This is a genomic window from Aquimarina spinulae (assembly GCF_943373825.1).
In the GTDB taxonomy this organism is placed as follows: domain Bacteria; phylum Bacteroidota; class Bacteroidia; order Flavobacteriales; family Flavobacteriaceae; genus Aquimarina; species Aquimarina spinulae.
The window spans coordinates 1,445,816-1,463,233 of the sequence record NZ_CALSBP010000002.1; the positions used below are offsets into that span (position 1 = coordinate 1,445,816).

Genomic DNA, 17,418 nt, shown 5'->3' on the forward strand with positions numbered 1-17,418 from the left:
TTAAATCAATTATATCCCAGAAAAAAGCAGTTTGATTATATTTGTTACCAACCAGACAAATCTCTTGTGAACTTAAACTATAAATACATCTATCTTGTTTCTTTCCTGGTATTGAATATTATCGGCTCATTATCAGCACAAAACAATCAACTTAGAGCATATACTCTAGAAGATGGACTACCTCAATCACAAGTCTATGATATTGTACAAGATAAAATAGGATACTTATGGTTAGGCACTCAAGGAGGAGGGCTCTCTAGATTTAATGGCGAAGAGTTTAAAACCTGGAATGAAAATGATGGATTACAATCAAACTATATTCATTCTCTTGCCTTTGTAAATGACAGTCTTTTTATCGGTACAAAAAATGGGCTTAGTATCAAGATCAAGAATAAATTCACTAACATTGAAGGACCCCGAATTAACAAAATATGTTTGATAGGCAACAAGACTTATCTGGCCACCAATATTGGCATTTATGAATATCGAAAAAATCTGGGGTTAATTAAGATTAATCTTAATCCAAAAATCAATACCAGTATTATTAATGATATTGTTTTTGATGGTAAGCTATTTTGGGTTGCAACCAATAAAGGGCTTTGGAAACTAAATCACATTAAACAAGGTACAAGAATCATAGAAAGACATAGCGCATATGATTTTACAGCGGCAATCTTTCATAATAACAAAGTATTTGCTGCTGCTTTTAATCAAGGGATTTTAGTACTAAACACAAATGCAAAAACATATGGTAACCAATGGATTCAAAAACCAGTTCGGGTAACAAATATTTCAATACATAGTAATAATGAGTTATGGTTTGCTACAGATAATGACGGAATTACCATACTGGACTTTGAAACGCATACTCTAAAAAAGAAAATTAATCGAAAAAATGGCCTATCTGTTTCACACACCCGAAAAAGTATTTTAGATCTTCAATCTAATATATGGATTGCTACATCTGGTGGAGGGTTTTATAAATATTTTCAGAATAATTTTACACACTATGACCAAAACACTGGACTAAAAGGTAATCGTGTATATGCTGTTCATAATGCAAAAAATGGTATTTGGACATCTAATTCAGAAGCAGGAATGGTAAAAATCGATTCTGCCGGGATTCATCATATACCTCAGGAAGAACGTTTATCTGATGTAAAAATCAAAACCATAACCAGTGATAACTCCGGAAACATTTGGGCTGGTACAGAAGGTAAAGGGATTCTCTTTAAAGAGATCATGCAAGTTGACAGTATTGTTGTAGATACTACTAATAGCAAAGAATTAGATGAAGATCCAATTATAACTACAGATACGATTACAATTACAGTTAGTAAAAATCACATTATTGACAGAGACAAAGGCTTATTATCAGATTGGATAAGAACTATACAAGTAATAGACAATACTGTTTGGGTTGCCTCATATTCTGCTGGGGTCTCCAGATTTATATACGACCCAAAAAAGAAACGAATAAGGTCTTTAAAGAAATTTACCCGAAAAAGTGGTATTGAAGATTTGCAAATAAGGGACATGAAAAAAGATTCTCTTGGCAAAATCTGGTATGCTACTCAAAATGGGCATCTAGGGTATATTGAAAAAAATAAAGTTACGCACTTAGGCAATGTTTTAAACCAAAAGACGGCAATTAGCACATTACTTTTTCACAAAAACATATTATACCTCGGGACAGCAGGAAGAGGGATTTGGTGGTCTGATCTTGATAAGAAGATCACATTCAAAAAATTAAAAGGAAGAAAAAAACCCTATTCAGACAATATTTATCAAATGATATTTGATGACAAAAACAATCTATGGGCAGGGAGTGAACGAGGAGTTGATAGAATTGAGCTAAATCAATCAAATGATATTGTAGATGTTTTTCATTTTGGAAGAAATGATGGCTTCTTAGGGATTGAAACCTGTCTTAATGCTGTTACCAAAGATGATCATGGCAATCTATGGTTTGGAGCAATATATGGGCTAACCAAATATCAACCAACAGAAACTACTAAAGCTACAATCAAGCCTAGTATACATTTTGAAGACGTAGAAGTTGCTTATCGCAGTGTTGATTCTATACAGTTGGGAGCTTGGGTAAATAACAAAAGTGTTCTTAAACTGAAGCCAAATCAAACAGAATTATCATTTAGCTATAAAACTATTGATCTTGATCATCCTAATGATGTAGAATATCGATGGAGGTTGAACAATTCTGAATGGAGCCCCTGGTCATCAGATCACAAACAAAATCTTGCCGGATTGGCATATGGACCACATTACTTTTCTGCACAATCCCGAAATTATAGATGGGAAGAAAGTGATCCTATTATGTTTCGCTTTTTTATTGATAGTCCTATCTATGAAAAAGCCTGGTTTCAATTAACTGTATTAGTAATAATTGTATTGATTTTAGGTGGATATGCATTATCTTACATCCGAAGAGTGAAACAAAAAAACCGGGAAGAACGTAATCGTCTACAAATGCAAAATCACTTACTATCATTAGAACAAAAAGCATTGCGTTTACAAATGAATCCTCATTTCATATTTAATGCATTAAATGGTATAAAAGCGATGGGAACCAACAATCCCAATCGTATGAATACTACTATAAATACATTTGCCACTTTATTAAGAGAAACTCTATACAACTCTAGAAAAGATCATATAACCCTAGATCAGGAAATACAGACCTTAAAACATTATATTGAAATAGAACAATTAATGGCCAGCAAACCATTTGTATATGATATTTCTATAGATTCTGATTTTGACCCCGAAGAAATTCTTATTCCGCCCATGTTAATCCAACCCTTTGTAGAAAATGCGGTTAGGCATGGTATTTTAAAAGGAAGCAGAGATGGTGAGTTAAAAGTATTATTTCATACTAGCGAAGAACACTTACACTGTACTATATTAGATAATGGGCAAGGTATTTTTCAATCACAAAAGAACAAAACCAATACAGATCATCAATCTATGGCACTTACAGTGACCCGAGAGCGACTTGAATCAATTTCGGGAAAGGATTCCCTACATATAAAAGAAATCCTCTTAAACGGCAATTCTGTGGCAGGAACAGAGATTACATTTAAAATACCATTACAAACCGACTATTAAAACAATTATGCTTACAGCAATTATCGTAGAAGACATGCCTGATGCACTTCAGCTTTTAAAAAGTGACCTAAAAGCGAATCATCCAGAAATAAAAGTAGTTGATACTGCCCAAAGTGTAGTTGAGGCAGCAAAATCATTACGCAATACACAACCTGATATTCTTTTTTTAGATATTATGCTGGGCGATGGCACTGGATTTGACATATTAGAAATATTTCCCGACCTAAAATCAAAGATCATTTTTGTTACAGCCAGTGACGAGTTTGCTATCAGAGCTTTTAAATTTGCAGCTATTGATTATGTCTTAAAACCATATTCAAATGAAGAATTAGCTCAAGCTATTGCCCGAGCAAAAGAACAGATTCAACCCAACAAAGAACGTCTTAACATCCTAAAAGACACATTATCTGCCCCAGAGCAAAAACCAGACAAAATTTCACTACATACTCTCGATAAAATCATCATCGTAAATTTGGATGATATTATTCGTTGCGAATCTGATAGTAATAACACCATTTTCTATCTTCAGGATGGACAGAAAATTTTTGTAACCAAGACATTGAAATATTTTTCTGACATGCTCAAGAACTATCAATTTTTGCGAGTACACCAAAGTCACCTTGTTAACTTACAATGTATTAGCGCCTTTATCAAAACTGACGGAGGGTATCTTATGCTAAAAAACGGAGAAAATATCCCCGTTTCGGTACGAAAAAAAATAGAAGTAATGGAAATTCTAGATCGTTTACATAGATAATCTAGTTTGTATAATTTTTATAACAGCCCTTCAAGGTTTTAAAACCTTGAAGGGCTGTCTTATTATTTTGATATCTGTTAGGTCATAAAAAAATTCGATGGTTTCTCACTCTTTTGCGCTCACCTTTACCAGAAAATCTTTATTTCTTCCATCAAAACCTTCGATTAAAATTTCAGAATCAGAAAGAGGTAGGATTTTATCGGTTTCAAAATGCTCCATTTCTATACCTTTAATATCCCGAGTATTAAACAATGCTTCTTTTTTGACCTCACCAGTCTTATCATTAATAATATAAGTGGTAAAATACCCTCCTTGCCCATCTGTATGTTGATGAGGAACTTTATCTTCTGGCAAGTTTAAGTTTTTTACATTATCCAGATATAATAAATAATGATGATCTCCTGCAAACATATGAGTATATGACATAGATCTTTTTTGTTTTACTCCTCTCTGTCTTTTAGGCAACTTATGCATCCAGGCCAATGTTCCATCTGCGTTTATTTTAACAGTTAAGATATCTTTATAATGATAAGATAAGCCTCTTAATACCATCACGGCAGCATCTTCATCAAAAACATCAATCCTCTTCCTTTTCATCATTTTTGGAACATTGTGAAACCTATAATCTTCTGATTTTTGCAAAATATACCGTTGTTCTCCTAGAATTAAAAAACTACCGTCTTTATTTAAAACAATAGCATTAAGTTTTAATAAGTAAAAAGGTGGCTTTAGATCTTCTTCCTCTTTTTTTTCTTTTATATTCTTTTTCTCACCTTGGGAAGAATGTTTCGTCAACATCTCAATAGGAAAATCATAGCTTTTAAAATCACGTACCCCTCCTTCTTTGGTAAGATTGACCGTAAAAACACCTGTAGGCTGTCCTATTACATTTTCATAAAATACTAATGATACTCTTTTCATCCCTTGGTCTGGATTTTTACAGGTTCCGCCGATAATAATATCCCCTTTTGCGTTTTCATAAAGAGCTGCTTCATCAATAAATTTATCTCCTATATCTATTTCATTTTTAATAATTGTATTGGTGTTCTTTTGTACCTTAAATAATTCTAAATGGTAATTTGCATTTTTTTCTTTCTTTTTTTTCTCATCTGTACTATCGTCCTCATATACAGTAGCCAGCATATAAAAATTACCTTCTCTATCAATGGTATAATCGCCATTATTCATTTTCTTCTCTGTATAGGGCATTTCTACAACCTGATTCCACTCTAGTTTTAGATCAGCATCAAAAACATGCATCGCAATGCGATCAAAACTCTTCTTATCACTTCTAAATTTAGGTTTCAACCTATATTTAACTAATAATTTTTGTTTATCAAATGATTTTTTAAAGAAATACTTCCCTCCAAATGCTGCCCCCATTTTTAATGGTTTCGAACCCGAAAGTTTATGCCTAACGATAACTATTTTACCTTGCTGGCTCAAAAAAGTATAAGGATCTCCTACGGTTAAATCATCTAGCGAAATGGGTACCGCCATCAAGGATTCTATTTTTTCTTTCCCGTTCCAGGCTTCATAGAAAAATACAGCTTTATCACCCATCTGTATGATTTCTTTGTTTCCGCCTTTACCCTTCATAAATTTTTTCACATTGATCCTTTTAATTTCCTTTAGGGTTTTTGGATCCAATTTCTGAATAACCAAATCTGATTTTTGAGTATTGATGGCCACAACATAATCCTTGTGTTTAAAAAACACCTTCATGTGCCCATCTGTTTCTTCATATTTCTCCCCAACTTCAACGACAAAGTTATCAGAGAGTTTAGGGTCTTGTGAGAACACATTAATTGTAATAAATAGTAATAAGAGTAAACATCTGTTTTTCATTGTAATTCAATTTTTCGCAAACATAGTTATCCTCTCTTACAACATTAAGTCTAAGATATATTTTGTGATGAATCGCCTGTAATTAGTGACGGTTTTTGTATTAAAAACTACTTGGGCAGTGTATTTTTATCATCTAAGATTTCGGCTTCGGTTTCCATATCTATCATATGGGCAACCGTTTTAATTAATCTATTATGTTTGGTAACAAAAGGATTTGTTTCATCCCACACATAACCCGCTAAAACCGCACATATTTGTCGTTTAATTTGTGGATTTTCTGGTTGGTGGAAAAATAACTTTTGAAGATTTCCTGTATACCATTCTTTTACATAAGATGAAAAAACATGAACACCTCCTTTAATATACCCAGTATATTCTTGCTCCCAATCTACAGCTTCATCTTGCAACTCTTTAGCGACAAGTTTTGCCGCTAACAATGCAGATTCGGTAGCAAATGTAACTCCAGAAGAAAACACAGGATCTAAAAACTCTGCACTATTTCCTGTTAACACATATCCTTTGCCGTACAATTGTTTTACAGATTTTGAATAATTTTTAATTGATATAGGATCAAACATAAAATCAACATTCTTAAAACGCTCATAGAAATAATCCGAACGCTGTAACATTTGTGTTAATTTCTCTGTAGCATTACCTTCAAATGAATCTAGAAACTCTGTTGGCCCTACATAACCTATACTAGTAACCCCATTAGAAAAAGGAATCACCCATAACCAGGTTTCTGTATCTATCACATCAAATGTAATCAATGTCCCTTCGCCTCCTTCGGGTCTATTAATATCCTGAACATGCGTAAAAATCGAAGAGTGTTTTGGCAACTCAGATGGCTGTTCTAAGTCTAAAAGTCTGGGCAGTACTCTTCCATAACCACTAGAATCTATAACATACTTTGCAGTAATAACACGATGTTTCCCTTCTTTATCCTTTATCGTAGTTTTTGAAATTTTCCCTTCAAAATCTACAGCAACGACTTCTTCTTCAAAACAGATATCTACACCTCTATTAATAAGTTCTTTTGTAAGAGCCAAATCAAAATCTGCACGAGGCACTTGCCATGTCCAATCCCAACCTTCTGTATGCTTTTTACTAAAATCAAAATTACAAACCTTCTCTCCTTTAATAAATCGTGCTCCTGATTTCACTTCGAACTCACATTCTTTTAGGCAATCTAATAGTCCTACTTCTTCAAAATGATCCATACATCTTGGCAAAAGACTTTCTCCGATCACAAATCTTGGAAAAAGGCTCTTTTCAACAACTTTCACATTATAACCATTATTATGTAAATAAGAGGCTGCAACACATCCCGAAGGCCCTGCTCCTACTACTAAAACATCAATATTTTCATCATTCATAGCACTATTGTACTTATTAATTCCTTAATTATTATAAATTTGCAAACCAAAATAACTGTTTTATTTTTGGTTATTAAAATATTATTCATTAAAATTTTGAGCAAAATATAGATGCTAACACTAAAAGGGAAAATAGAAATACAGGACTTTTTTGACATTATATTTAAAGAAGAATCGATTGCAATAGACGAAAGTGTTCTAGCAACTGTAGAAGAAAGTTTTAATTTTTTAAAAGAATTTTCTGAAAATAAAATCATTTATGGTGTAAATACTGGTTTTGGGCCAATGGCACAATACAAAATAAACGATAAAGAAAGAAATCAACTACAATACAATTTAATAAGAAGTCATGCTTCGGGAACAGGAAATCCAATTCCTCCCATGTATGTAAAAGCAGCTATGTTAGCGCGTTTAAACACCCTGTGCCTAGGGTATTCTGGTGTTCATAAATCTGTTGTAGATGTTATGACTTCTTTGATTAATAAAGATATTACTCCTCTTATTTATGAACATGGTGGTGTTGGTGCTAGTGGAGATTTGGTTCAATTAGCACATTTAGCCTTAACTCTTATTGGCGAAGGAGAAGTGTTTCATGAAGGAGAACAAAAAAACACTAAAGAAGTTTTTGAACAAGAAAATATCAATCCCATTACGATTGCTTTACGAGAAGGACTTGGCTTAATGAACGGTACATCTGTGATGACTGGAGTGGGGTTAGTAAATACGATTTATACCAGAAGACTATTAAACTGGATGATTACGGCTTCATGTGCAATTAATGAAATTGTAAAAGCGTATGATGACCATTTATCACAAGAATTAAATCATGCAAAAAAGCATGTAGGACAGCAACAAATTGCTAAGCAAATGCGAGAGCATTTAGAAAGTAGTTCTTTAATCAGAAAAAGAGAAGAGTATCTATATACCGATCAAACTGAAGTAACTGTTTTTAAAGAGAAGGTTCAGGAATACTATTCATTACGTTGTGTTCCTCAAATATTAGGCCCGGTTTTAGACACTTTAAACAATATTGAAAAAATCCTAATAGAAGAAGTTAACTCTGCTAATGATAATCCTATTATCGATGTTAAAGAAAAACACGTATATCATGGAGGTAATTTTCATGGAGACTATGTTTCTTTAGAAATGGATAAGTTAAAAATTGTGGTTACCAAATTATCGATGTTGGCAGAACGTCAATTAAATTACTTATTAAATTCTAAATTAAACGATATACTTCCTCCTTTTGTAAATCTTGCTAAACTAGGCTTAAACTTTGGAATGCAAGGAGTACAATTTACAGCTACATCTACTACAGCAGAAAACCAAATGCTATCAAACCCGATGTATGTGCATAGTATCCCTAATAATAATGACAATCAAGATATTGTAAGTATGGGAACAAATGCTGCCCTGATTACAAAAAAGGTTATAGAAAATGCTTTTGAAGTTGTTGCGATAGAACTAATAACTGTTGTTCAGGCAATAGAATATTTAGATGTAAAAGATCAAGTTTCTACGAATACAAAAAAGATGTATGATGCTATACGAAATATAGTTCCTATATTTACAGAAGATGTTGTTATGTACCCCTATGTGAATCAAGTAAAAGATTTTATTATTAATAATGAAACCATAGAAGCGTGATGAAAACTAAACATTTTTTAATTTTTGTAATTTCTCTTTGTTCGCTAGTAGGATCTGCTCAAGAACTAGCATTAGCAAAATTTGACGGTAAATTTGGTTATCTTACAAAATCAGGTGACTGGCAAATACCCGCAACATTAGATGTTGCAAAAAACTTTTCTGAAGATCTAGCTGCTGCAAGAAAAGGTAAACTATGGGGATTTATAAATAGAAAAGGAGAATGGGTTATTGAGCCTGGTTTCGATAAAGTTAAAGCTTTTAGTTCTGGTATAGCTGTCGTTTTAAAAAGTAAAGAATGGTTTTATATCAATACCAAAGGAGAGAAAATCCTTACCAATGTTGATTCTGACAAAATTTATGATTTCAAAGACGGTTTTGCTATCGTACGAAAAGAAGATAAAGTAGGTTTTATCAATACCAAAGGAGAGACTACAGTAGCTCCAAAATTTTCGAAAGCATTCAATTTTAGAAATGGATATGCAAAAGTAAGAGAGGGTGAAAAATGGGGATTAATTGATCCTTCTGGTAATTATTTTGTAAAAACAACCTATGATGGCGTGAGCAATGTCTATCACAATATAATTGTAGCTACTAAAGGCCTTCGTCATGGATTGATTATTAAAGGAGAGTTTAAAGAAGTATCAGGAGCTCAAAAAATATGGGATTTCTCTGTAAATGGAGAATATACTTATGCCAAAAAAAATGATAAAATTGGATTTATCAATAAAAATGGAGAATGGATAATTGAGCCCGCATATGATAAAGTAAGAGCTTTTAATAATGGATTAGCACCTGTATTAAAAGATGGTAAATGGGGATATATTAACGTTAGTGGCGAAACTGTAATTCCTTTTAAATTCAGAGATGCAGAAATATTTAGTGCTGATGGACTAGCTCCTGTTAAAACTAAAAAACTTTGGGGATTCGTAAATACAAAAGGAGAACTCATTATAGAAGAAAAATATGAAATTACTGCTGGTGGTTTTTCTGTTTTTAAAAAAAATGCACAAAAAGGTTTTGTAAATGGCTTAGCAAGAGTTAAACAAAAAAAATCTTGGTGTTATCTAAACACTAAAGGAGAAATACTTAAAAACTTGTGGTTTGAAAATTTAGAATTATTTAATTAATACTTATTAATCTTTATCTAAAATCGATTGAAATAACTATTACATCTTACAAATAAATGAAGTGTGCTTTAATAACAGGTGGCTCGAGGGGAATTGGAAAAGCAATTTGCATACAACTCGCTAAAGACACCGATTATCATATATTAATTAATTACAATAGTAACGAAACTGCTGCAAAGCAAACTCTTACAGAAATAGAAGCCAATGGCGGAACTGCAGAAATTATTCAATTTAATGTAGTTGATGCTGATCAGGTAAAAACAAAACTAGATACTTGGCAAGAGAATAATAAAGACGCTATAATTGAAGTCATCATAAATAATGCGGGAATCACAAAGGACAACCTATTCATGTGGATGACCCAAAATGATTGGCAAAATGTTATTAACACCTCTCTTGATGGTTTTTATAATGTAACAAATCATTTAATTCAAAAATTATTACGAAACAGATATGGTAGAATTATAAATATTGCTTCTGTATCTGGAGTTAAGGGAACAGCTGGACAAACTAATTATTCTGCCGCTAAAGGTGCTATAATCGGAGCTACAAAAGCTCTTGCACAAGAAATAGCAAAAAGAAATATCACAGTAAATGCTGTTGCTCCGGGGTTTATTAGAACCGACATGACCAATGAGTTAGATGAAAAAGAACTTAAAAAGTTAATTCCAGCCAATAGATTTGGAGAAGCCGAAGAAGTAGCGCATATCGTATCGTTTTTAGCCTCCAAAAAAGCTTCATATATTACAGGTGAAGTGATTAATATAAACGGCGGAATTTACTCGTAAATTAATTCTGAATATATGAGAAGAGTTGTAATCACGGGAATGGGTATATATTCTTGTATTGGTAAAAACCTCGAAGAAGTAAAAACATCATTATACAACGGGACATCTGGAATTGTTTTTGATGAAAAAAGAAAAGAATTCGGATATCGTTCTTGTTTAACAGGAATGGTAGCAGAACCAGAATTAAATAAATTACTTTCCCGAAGACAGCGTATTAGTCTAGGGCAAGAAGGAACATACGCTTATATAGCTACACTCGAAGCTTTAAAAAATGCGAATATAGATCAGTCTTTCCTTGATCAAAATGAAGTTGGTATCCTTTATGGGAATGATAGTACTGCGCAATCGGTTATTGAATCTGTAGAAAAGATTAGAGAAAAAAAAGATACCACATTAGTAGGTTCAGGAGCAATTTTTAGAGGAATGAACTCTTCTGTAACTATGAATCTCTCTACAATTTTTAAACTTAGAGGAATAAACTTTACTATTAGTGCAGCATGTGCCAGTGGATCCCATGCTATCGGAATGGCATATCAGTTTATAAAAAGCGGATTACAAGACTGTATTGTTTGCGGAGGAGCTCAGGAAATAAACCAGCTTGCCATGGGAAGTTTTGATGGTTTAGGAGTATTCTCTACAAATACAGAACATCCAGAAAAAGCCTCTCGACCATTTGATACTAATCGTGATGGATTGGTTCCAAGTGGTGGATCTGCCACACTTATCGTAGAAAGTTATGAATCCGCAATCAAAAGAGGAGCAACAATTCTTGGAGAAATTATAGGATATGGGTTTTCTTCAAATGGTGAACACATTTCTACTCCTAACGTTGATGGCCCGTCAAGAGCTATGAAAAAAGCACTCCTGCAAGCAGATATTGAAACATCGGCTATAGATTATGTAAATGCCCATGCAACCTCAACCCCTGTTGGAGATGCCAATGAAGCAAAAGCGATCTATAATGTTTTTGGAAAAAACGGACCACATGTAAGCTCTACAAAATCAATGACAGGGCACGAATGTTGGATGGCAGGAGCTAGTGAAGTCATCTATTCTATGCTCATGATGCAACATTCTTTTATTGCACCAAATATAAATTTGGAGCAGCCAGATGAAGATGCAGCCAAACTAAATTTGGTTAATAAAACTCTAGATAAAAAAATTGATGTATTTTTGTCTAATTCTTTTGGATTTGGGGGAACAAATTCCGCATTAATAATAAAAAAATTTAATAAATAGAATATGGATAAAGAAGTTATTATTGAAAAGATAAACGACTTTCTTATTGATGAGTTTGAAGTAGAAGAGGAAAATATTTCTCCAGAAGCAAACTTAAAAGAGACTCTTGAGCTAGATAGCTTAGATTTTGTTGATCTTGTAGTAGCTGTAGAATCCAATTTTGGTGTAAAATTAATAGGCGAAGATTTTATAAATGTTGTAACACTTCAAAATTTTTACGATCTTATAGAGAATAAAATAAAATCGCTATAAACATTTATGACTACTGAATGGAAAGGAAAGTCCAGAGGTACAGTATTTGGGTATAAAATATTTGTTTTCTTTATTAAAAAAGTTGGCTTAGGCTCTGCCTATTTTATTTTATACTTTGTTGCTGTATATTTTTGTTTTTTTGCCTTATCTAGTAGTAGATCTATATATTACTATTTAAATAAGAGACTTAAATACCCTAGATTTAAGAGTATTTTAAAAATATTCCAAAGCTATTATGTTTTTGGCCAGACTATTATTGATAAAGTAGCTATATCATCAGGCCTTAGAAACAAATTCACTTATGAGTTTGATGGCGTAGAACTCATAAACGAAACCTTGAAGGAAAAAAAAGGAGGTATTCTTATTAGTGCACATCTTGGTAATTTTGAGATTGCTGAACATTTTTTTGGTGAGTTAGAGGAAAATGCTGCAATTAGTCTTTTAACTACAGACATAGAACATACTGCAATTAAGAACTATCTTGATAGTGTGACCTCTAAATCTAATATTAAATTTATTTTCATCAAAGAAGATCTTTCTCATATCTTTCAAATTAATGCCGCTTTGGCTAGAAATGAAATTGTATGCATTACAGGAGACCGTTATTTTGAAGGTTCTAAATATTTAACACAAGATTTATTGGGGCAAGAAGCCAAGTTCCCTTCTGGACCTTTTATGCTAGCCTCTAGATTAAAAGTACCTGTACTTTTTGTGTATGTTATGAAAGAAACGAATACACATTACCACCTTTATGCCAGAAAAGCTAAAGCAAAACATAGGGATGCCAAAGAATTACTAAAAGAATACACAGAAAGCTTAAAATGGATGTTAGACAAGTATCCATTACAATGGTTTAACTATTTCGATTTTTGGAATGTAAATAATAAGTAAAATGAAACATGTTTTAGTGATCCATTATTCGCAGTCTGGGCAGTTGACAGAAATTGTTAAAAACATAGCTTTCCCTATGGCTTCTTCTGAAGAAATAAAGGTAACCCATCACAAAATTGAAATGGAAAACCCCTATCCATTTCCATGGAACAAAAAAGCTTTTTTTGGGGTTTTTCCAGAAACATTTCTTCAGGTACCAGAAAAAACAAAACCTCTTCCTGAAGAAATAACAAATCAAAAATATGATCTGGTAATACTAGGTTATCAAATTTGGTATCTAACTCCATCGCTACCTACCACTTCGTTTTTAAACACTGCAGAGGCCAAAAAAATTCTATCAGGAACACCTGTAATAACCGTAATAGGATGCAGGAATATGTGGATTATGGCGCAGGAAAAAATGAAGAAAAAATTAAACCAACTAAATGCAAACTTAGTTGGACATATTGTTCTTACAGATCGCCATCTCAACCATATTAGCCTCATTACAATTTCGCATTGGATGTTTTCTGGAAAAAAAGGAAACTATTTGGGTGTTTTCCCTAAGCCTGGGGTCTCTCAAAAAGATATTGATGAATCGGTAAAATTTGGACATGTAATTTCAAAACACATAGCCAAAAACAATTATGATACGCTGCAAAATGATCTTTTGCTCGAAAAAGCAGTAAAAATTAAGCCCTTTTTAATTATTGTAGATAAGCGCGGGAATATTTTATTTTCAAAATGGGCAAAATTTATTATTGCTAAAGGAAAGAAAAACAGCCAAAAAAGGTTTTTTTGGGAGAAAATGTTTAATAAATATTTATTATTTGCTATTTGGTTTATTGCTCCTATAGTTTTTATTTTATTTTTGTTAACTTATTTATTCTTGATTCCGAAAATTAGAAAAGATAAAAAATATTATTCATCTGTAGAAGTAAAATAGGAAGACGTTAAAATGAAGGAAGTTTATATTACACGAATATCAAAATTTTTACCAAATTCTCCCATTAGTAATGATGAGATGGAAGATAAGCTAGGTGTTATAGATGGGAAGACATCTAAAGGTCGAAGAATTGTATTACGTAATAATAAAATAAAAACCAGATACTATGCAATTGATAATAGCGGAAACATAACACATAATAATGCTCAGCTTGCAAAAGAAGCTGTAGAATTATTATGTGATGATACTTTTAAATCTTCTGATATAGAATTATTATCATGCGGTACTTCTAGCCCTGATCAAATATTACCATCGCACGCAGCTATGGTTCATGGGTTTTTGAAAAACGGAAATATCGAAATTAACTCACCTTCGGGAGCTTGTTGTTCTGGTATGAATGCATTAAAGTATGGCTACCTGGCAATTAAATCAGGACAAAATACCAATGCCGTTTGCACAGGGTCTGAGCGAACATCGTCATGGATGAAATCAGACGTTTTCAAAAATGAAGTAGAGCATTTAAAAAAATTAGACGAAACACCGATTTTGGCCTTTAATAAAGATTTCTTACGCTGGATGTTATCCGATGGTGCCGGCGCGTTTCTTTTAGAAGACCAACCTAATGGAGATCTCCCTTTAAGAATTGAATGGATGGAAGGCTATTCTTATGCACATGAAATAGAAGCATGTATGTATGCAGGAGGGGATAAATTAGATAATGGCTTATTAAAACCCTGGAGTGAATACCCATCAGAAGAATGGGCTCAGAGATCCCTATTTGCAATGAAACAGGATGTAAAACTACTGGGAGAAAATATTCTTACAAAAGGAGTAGATAGTCTAAAAATGGCTCTAGAAAAAAATAAAATAAAGCCTCAAGATATTACCTATTACCTTCCTCATATATCTTCGTATTATTTTAAAGAAAATTTATACCAGGAAATGAAAGATAATGGCGTAGAGATTCCTTGGGAAAATTGGTTTATGAATTTAAGTAATGTAGGAAATGTTGGAGCAGCATCTATCTATATAATGCTCGAAGAGTTAGTTGCTTCTGGAAACCTTAAAAAAGGTGATAAAATATTATTATCAGTTCCCGAAAGCGCAAGATTTTCTTACACATATGCCTGTTTAACTGTATGTTAAGATGAAAAAATTAAACCTACCTATTACAGATATCAAACATTTAATACCACAAAAAGAGCCTTTCGAAATGGTAGACTCTTTGTTAGCCTTTTCGGAGACAAGTGTTTCGTCTTCCTTCAAAATTACAGAAGGTAACCTTTTTCTAAAAGACGATCTATTTTTAGAACCAGGAATTATCGAAAATATGGCGCAAACTGTGGCATTGCACACAGGATATGATTATTTTCTTAGAGACGAACCCGCTCCAACAGGGTATATAGGATCTGTAAAAAAAGTAGAAATTTTTTATCTCCCAAAATTAAATGAGATTATAACTACCAAAGCCGAAATTTTACACGAGTTCATGGGAGTTACTATGGTAAAAATCGAAGTGTTTAACACAGAAAAAGAAGTGATCGCTTCTGGACAAATGAAAACTGTTATTGCTAGCTAGTTAATGGATAAAGTCAAAACATTAGATATCGCTAAATTCCTACCGCATCGCGCTCCTTTTTTAATGGTCGACAAAGTGCTATCTATAGATGACGAACATGTAGCAACCTCATTTAATATAAAATCAGATTGCATTTTTGTTAACGATTCTTTTTTTAGCGAAATAGGTATGGTAGAAAATGCTGCTCAAACCTGTTCTTCGATCGTTGGCAAAAGTTATTTTGAAGACGATGACCTAGAAGGCGAAGGCACCAAACTTATTGGTTTTATTAGTGCAATCAAAAAAGTTGTGGTTTACGGTTGTCCCAAAATAGGAGAAACAATAATTTCTAAAGCTGTTTTAAAATCCCGATTTGACACAGAGCAATATAGCATGTGTACATTAGAATGCACTATTCATGAAACAGATAAAGAATTATTATCTTGTGAAATAAATTTATTTATTCAGGAAATGAAATAATGCTCTTATGAAAGAAAGTGAAGTTCCACAGGACAAAAGTAATTTAGAATCTGCCAATTTTAGAGAGTTATGTTATGCGGTTAATGATAATGGAGAATACATAACAACAAACAGTAGCGGATGGGATCCTAAAACCATAGCATTAAGCAATGCTATACAAGAAATAAATGAACGGGTACAGGATGCGCAGGCCAGGGTTTTAAACAATCAAACAAGCCCAATAGAATATTATATGGAACTACATAAAATGGATATTACCATTTTAGCTAGCTATGTTGGTCTATGGAAATGGCGCGTTAAAAGGCACTTTAAACCAAAAGTGTTTCAAAAGCTATCTCAAAAAATATTACAAAAATACGCTGATGTTTTCGAAATCACCGTAGACCAATTAAAACACATTGAACATGGAAATTAACTTTACGCATCATCAATCTGCACACTGCGAAAATGGTGTTGTGTCTAATTTAATGAAACATAATGGTTTCAATGTTAGTGAACCCTTGGTCTTTGGTATTGGATCAGGTTTGTTATTTTGTTACATCCCATTTTTAATGGTAAATCATGCTCCGGCCCTTACTTATCGGGCAATGCCTGGCTTTATTTTTAAACGATTTGCAAAAAGAGTTGGTATAAAAATAAAACGAGAAAAATTTAAAAACCCTCAGAACGCTAAGGCACGTTTAGACGAAAATCTTAAGAAGAATAATCCTGTAGGGCTTCAAGTTGGGGTATATAACCTAATATATTTTCCTGACGAATATCGCTTTCATTTTAATGCTCACAACTTGGTTGTTTACGGAAAAAAAGAAGATTCGTATCTAATTAGCGATCCGGTGATGGAAACCGTTACAACTTTAACGGCAAAAGAGTTGGAAAAAGTGCGTTTTGCCAAAGGTGCTTTTGCTCCTAAAGGGCACATGTACTACCCTATCGATTTCCCTAAGGAGTTAGCTTTAGAAAAAGCTATAGTTCAAGGAATTAAACAAACTTGCAGAGAAATGCTTGCTCCAGTACCTATCGTTGGAGTTAAAGGAATTCGAACGGTGGCTAAATTAATTCGAAAATGGCCAAAAAAGAAAGGCACAAAAGTAGCCAATCATTATTTGGGACAAGTAGTTAGAATGCAAGAAGAAATAGGAACCGGTGGTGGTGGATTTAGATATATCTATGCTGCATTCTTACAAGAGGCTGGTAACCTATTAAAGAATGATACATTAATCGAATTATCTACAGAAATGACTGCAATTGGTGATTCGTGGAGAGATTTTGCTTTAGATGCTTCTCGCATATACAAAAACCGAAGCGCAAAAGATGATGCATATAACGATGTTGCTTTGCAACTAGACGATATAGCAAATCGAGAAGAAGTTTTCTTTAAAAAATTAAAGAAAGCGATTTAACAGC

At 33.0% G+C, this 17,418-nt stretch carries 16 protein-coding genes; 14 read left to right on the top strand and 2 right to left on the bottom strand.

All coding sequences use genetic code 11. The annotated features are described in order from the left end of the window. Positions 1 to 66: 66 nt before the first annotated feature. Together NNH57_RS12050 and NNH57_RS12055 are read left to right on the top strand one after the other, a co-directional pair. On the top strand, positions 67 to 3,126 hold the full coding sequence (locus tag NNH57_RS12050) for a sensor histidine kinase (protein ID WP_074407522.1): 3,060 nt from the start codon (positions 67 to 69) through the stop codon (positions 3,124 to 3,126). A gap of 7 nt (positions 3,127 to 3,133) precedes the next feature. After that, complete coding sequence (locus NNH57_RS12055; protein ID WP_025667385.1) at positions 3,134 to 3,883, top strand: LytR/AlgR family response regulator transcription factor; 750 nt, start codon at positions 3,134 to 3,136, stop codon at positions 3,881 to 3,883. 105 nt (positions 3,884 to 3,988) lie between these two features. Here the strand turns inward: NNH57_RS12055 and NNH57_RS12060 are convergent, their stop codons facing one another. Next, entirely contained in the window at positions 3,989 to 5,731 is a 1,743-nt protein-coding gene (locus tag NNH57_RS12060; protein ID WP_074407521.1) for a hypothetical protein, read from the bottom strand. A 107-nt stretch (positions 5,732 to 5,838) separates the two neighbouring features. After that, a complete protein-coding gene (locus NNH57_RS12065; protein WP_074407520.1) occupies positions 5,839 to 7,107 on the bottom strand; it encodes an NAD(P)/FAD-dependent oxidoreductase in 1,269 nt (422 codons plus the stop codon). 111 nt (positions 7,108 to 7,218) lie between these two features. Here NNH57_RS12065 and flxA point away from each other — a divergent pair, with 111 nt between their 5' ends. The 12 genes from flxA to darH are packed head-to-tail and all read left to right on the top strand — an operon-like array spanning position 7,219 to position 17,414. Next, positions 7,219 to 8,754: a flexirubin biosynthesis tyrosine ammonia-lyase FlxA gene (gene flxA / locus NNH57_RS12070; RefSeq protein ID WP_074407519.1), complete on the top strand. Its 1,536-nt coding sequence runs from the start codon at positions 7,219 to 7,221 to the stop codon at positions 8,752 to 8,754. Then, positions 8,754 to 9,881: a WG repeat-containing protein gene (locus NNH57_RS12075; RefSeq protein ID WP_074407518.1), complete on the top strand. Its 1,128-nt coding sequence runs from the start codon at positions 8,754 to 8,756 to the stop codon at positions 9,879 to 9,881. The genes flxA and NNH57_RS12075 overlap by 1 nt, the downstream gene beginning before the upstream one ends. A 56-nt stretch (positions 9,882 to 9,937) precedes the next feature. After that, positions 9,938 to 10,669: a flexirubin biosynthesis SDR family reductase FlxB gene (flxB, locus tag NNH57_RS12080; RefSeq protein ID WP_074407517.1), complete on the top strand. Its 732-nt coding sequence runs from the start codon at positions 9,938 to 9,940 to the stop codon at positions 10,667 to 10,669. Between the two features lie 15 nt (positions 10,670 to 10,684). Further along, on the top strand, positions 10,685 to 11,908 hold the full coding sequence (locus NNH57_RS12085; RefSeq protein ID WP_074407516.1) for a beta-ketoacyl-[acyl-carrier-protein] synthase family protein: 1,224 nt from the start codon (positions 10,685 to 10,687) through the stop codon (positions 11,906 to 11,908). Between the two features lie 3 nt (positions 11,909 to 11,911). Beyond that, positions 11,912 to 12,160 (top strand): acyl carrier protein, encoded by a 249-nt coding sequence (locus NNH57_RS12090; RefSeq protein ID WP_074407515.1) that lies wholly within the window; start codon positions 11,912 to 11,914, stop codon positions 12,158 to 12,160. Positions 12,161 to 12,166: 6 nt separating this feature from the next. Beyond that, positions 12,167 to 13,051: an LpxL/LpxP family acyltransferase gene (locus tag NNH57_RS12095; RefSeq protein ID WP_074407514.1), complete on the top strand. Its 885-nt coding sequence runs from the start codon at positions 12,167 to 12,169 to the stop codon at positions 13,049 to 13,051. A 1-nt stretch (position 13,052) separates the two neighbouring features. Then, complete coding sequence (locus NNH57_RS12100) at positions 13,053 to 13,976, top strand: hypothetical protein (protein WP_108807403.1); 924 nt, start codon at positions 13,053 to 13,055, stop codon at positions 13,974 to 13,976. A gap of 12 nt (positions 13,977 to 13,988) precedes the next feature. After that, positions 13,989 to 15,122 (top strand): dialkylresorcinol biosynthesis protein DarB, encoded by a 1,134-nt coding sequence (gene darB, locus NNH57_RS12105; RefSeq protein WP_074407512.1) that lies wholly within the window; start codon positions 13,989 to 13,991, stop codon positions 15,120 to 15,122. A gap of 1 nt (position 15,123) precedes the next feature. Continuing rightward, positions 15,124 to 15,555: a hotdog family protein gene (locus NNH57_RS12110; RefSeq protein WP_074407511.1), complete on the top strand. Its 432-nt coding sequence runs from the start codon at positions 15,124 to 15,126 to the stop codon at positions 15,553 to 15,555. 3 nt (positions 15,556 to 15,558) lie between these two features. Further along, positions 15,559 to 16,014 carry a hotdog family protein gene (locus NNH57_RS12115; protein ID WP_074407510.1) on the top strand — a complete coding sequence of 152 codons (456 nt, stop codon included), beginning with the start codon at positions 15,559 to 15,561 and terminating at the stop codon, positions 16,012 to 16,014. 7 nt (positions 16,015 to 16,021) lie between these two features. Then, complete coding sequence (DarG, locus tag NNH57_RS12120) at positions 16,022 to 16,429, top strand: flexirubin biosynthesis protein DarG (RefSeq protein WP_074407509.1); 408 nt, start codon at positions 16,022 to 16,024, stop codon at positions 16,427 to 16,429. Beyond that, complete coding sequence (darH, locus tag NNH57_RS12125; RefSeq protein WP_074407508.1) at positions 16,419 to 17,414, top strand: BtrH-related acyltransferase DarH; 996 nt, start codon at positions 16,419 to 16,421, stop codon at positions 17,412 to 17,414. Before DarG ends, darH begins: the two co-directional genes overlap by 11 nt. Positions 17,415 to 17,418 lie beyond the last annotated feature (4 nt).

Bases quoted from the DNA above. Each gene is read 5' to 3' on its own strand.
- NNH57_RS12055 (WP_025667385.1), top strand. From the start codon at position 3,134: ATGCTTACAGCAATTATCGTAGAAGACATGCCTGATGCACTTCAGCTT.
- NNH57_RS12060 (WP_074407521.1), bottom strand. From the start codon at position 5,731: ATGAAAAACAGATGTTTACTCTTATTACTATTTATTACAATTAATGTG.
- NNH57_RS12065 (WP_074407520.1), bottom strand. From the start codon at position 7,107: ATGAATGATGAAAATATTGATGTTTTAGTAGTAGGAGCAGGGCCTTCG.
- flxA (WP_074407519.1), top strand. From the start codon at position 7,219: ATGCTAACACTAAAAGGGAAAATAGAAATACAGGACTTTTTTGACATT.
- NNH57_RS12075 (WP_074407518.1), top strand. From the start codon at position 8,754: ATGAAAACTAAACATTTTTTAATTTTTGTAATTTCTCTTTGTTCGCTA.
- flxB (WP_074407517.1), top strand. From the start codon at position 9,938: ATGAAGTGTGCTTTAATAACAGGTGGCTCGAGGGGAATTGGAAAAGCA.
- NNH57_RS12085 (WP_074407516.1), top strand. From the start codon at position 10,685: ATGAGAAGAGTTGTAATCACGGGAATGGGTATATATTCTTGTATTGGT.
- NNH57_RS12090 (WP_074407515.1), top strand. From the start codon at position 11,912: ATGGATAAAGAAGTTATTATTGAAAAGATAAACGACTTTCTTATTGAT.
- NNH57_RS12095 (WP_074407514.1), top strand. From the start codon at position 12,167: ATGACTACTGAATGGAAAGGAAAGTCCAGAGGTACAGTATTTGGGTAT.
- NNH57_RS12100 (WP_108807403.1), top strand. From the start codon at position 13,053: ATGAAACATGTTTTAGTGATCCATTATTCGCAGTCTGGGCAGTTGACA.
- darB (WP_074407512.1), top strand. From the start codon at position 13,989: ATGAAGGAAGTTTATATTACACGAATATCAAAATTTTTACCAAATTCT.
- NNH57_RS12110 (WP_074407511.1), top strand. From the start codon at position 15,124: ATGAAAAAATTAAACCTACCTATTACAGATATCAAACATTTAATACCA.
- NNH57_RS12115 (WP_074407510.1), top strand. From the start codon at position 15,559: ATGGATAAAGTCAAAACATTAGATATCGCTAAATTCCTACCGCATCGC.
- DarG (WP_074407509.1), top strand. From the start codon at position 16,022: ATGAAAGAAAGTGAAGTTCCACAGGACAAAAGTAATTTAGAATCTGCC.
- darH (WP_074407508.1), top strand. From the start codon at position 16,419: ATGGAAATTAACTTTACGCATCATCAATCTGCACACTGCGAAAATGGT.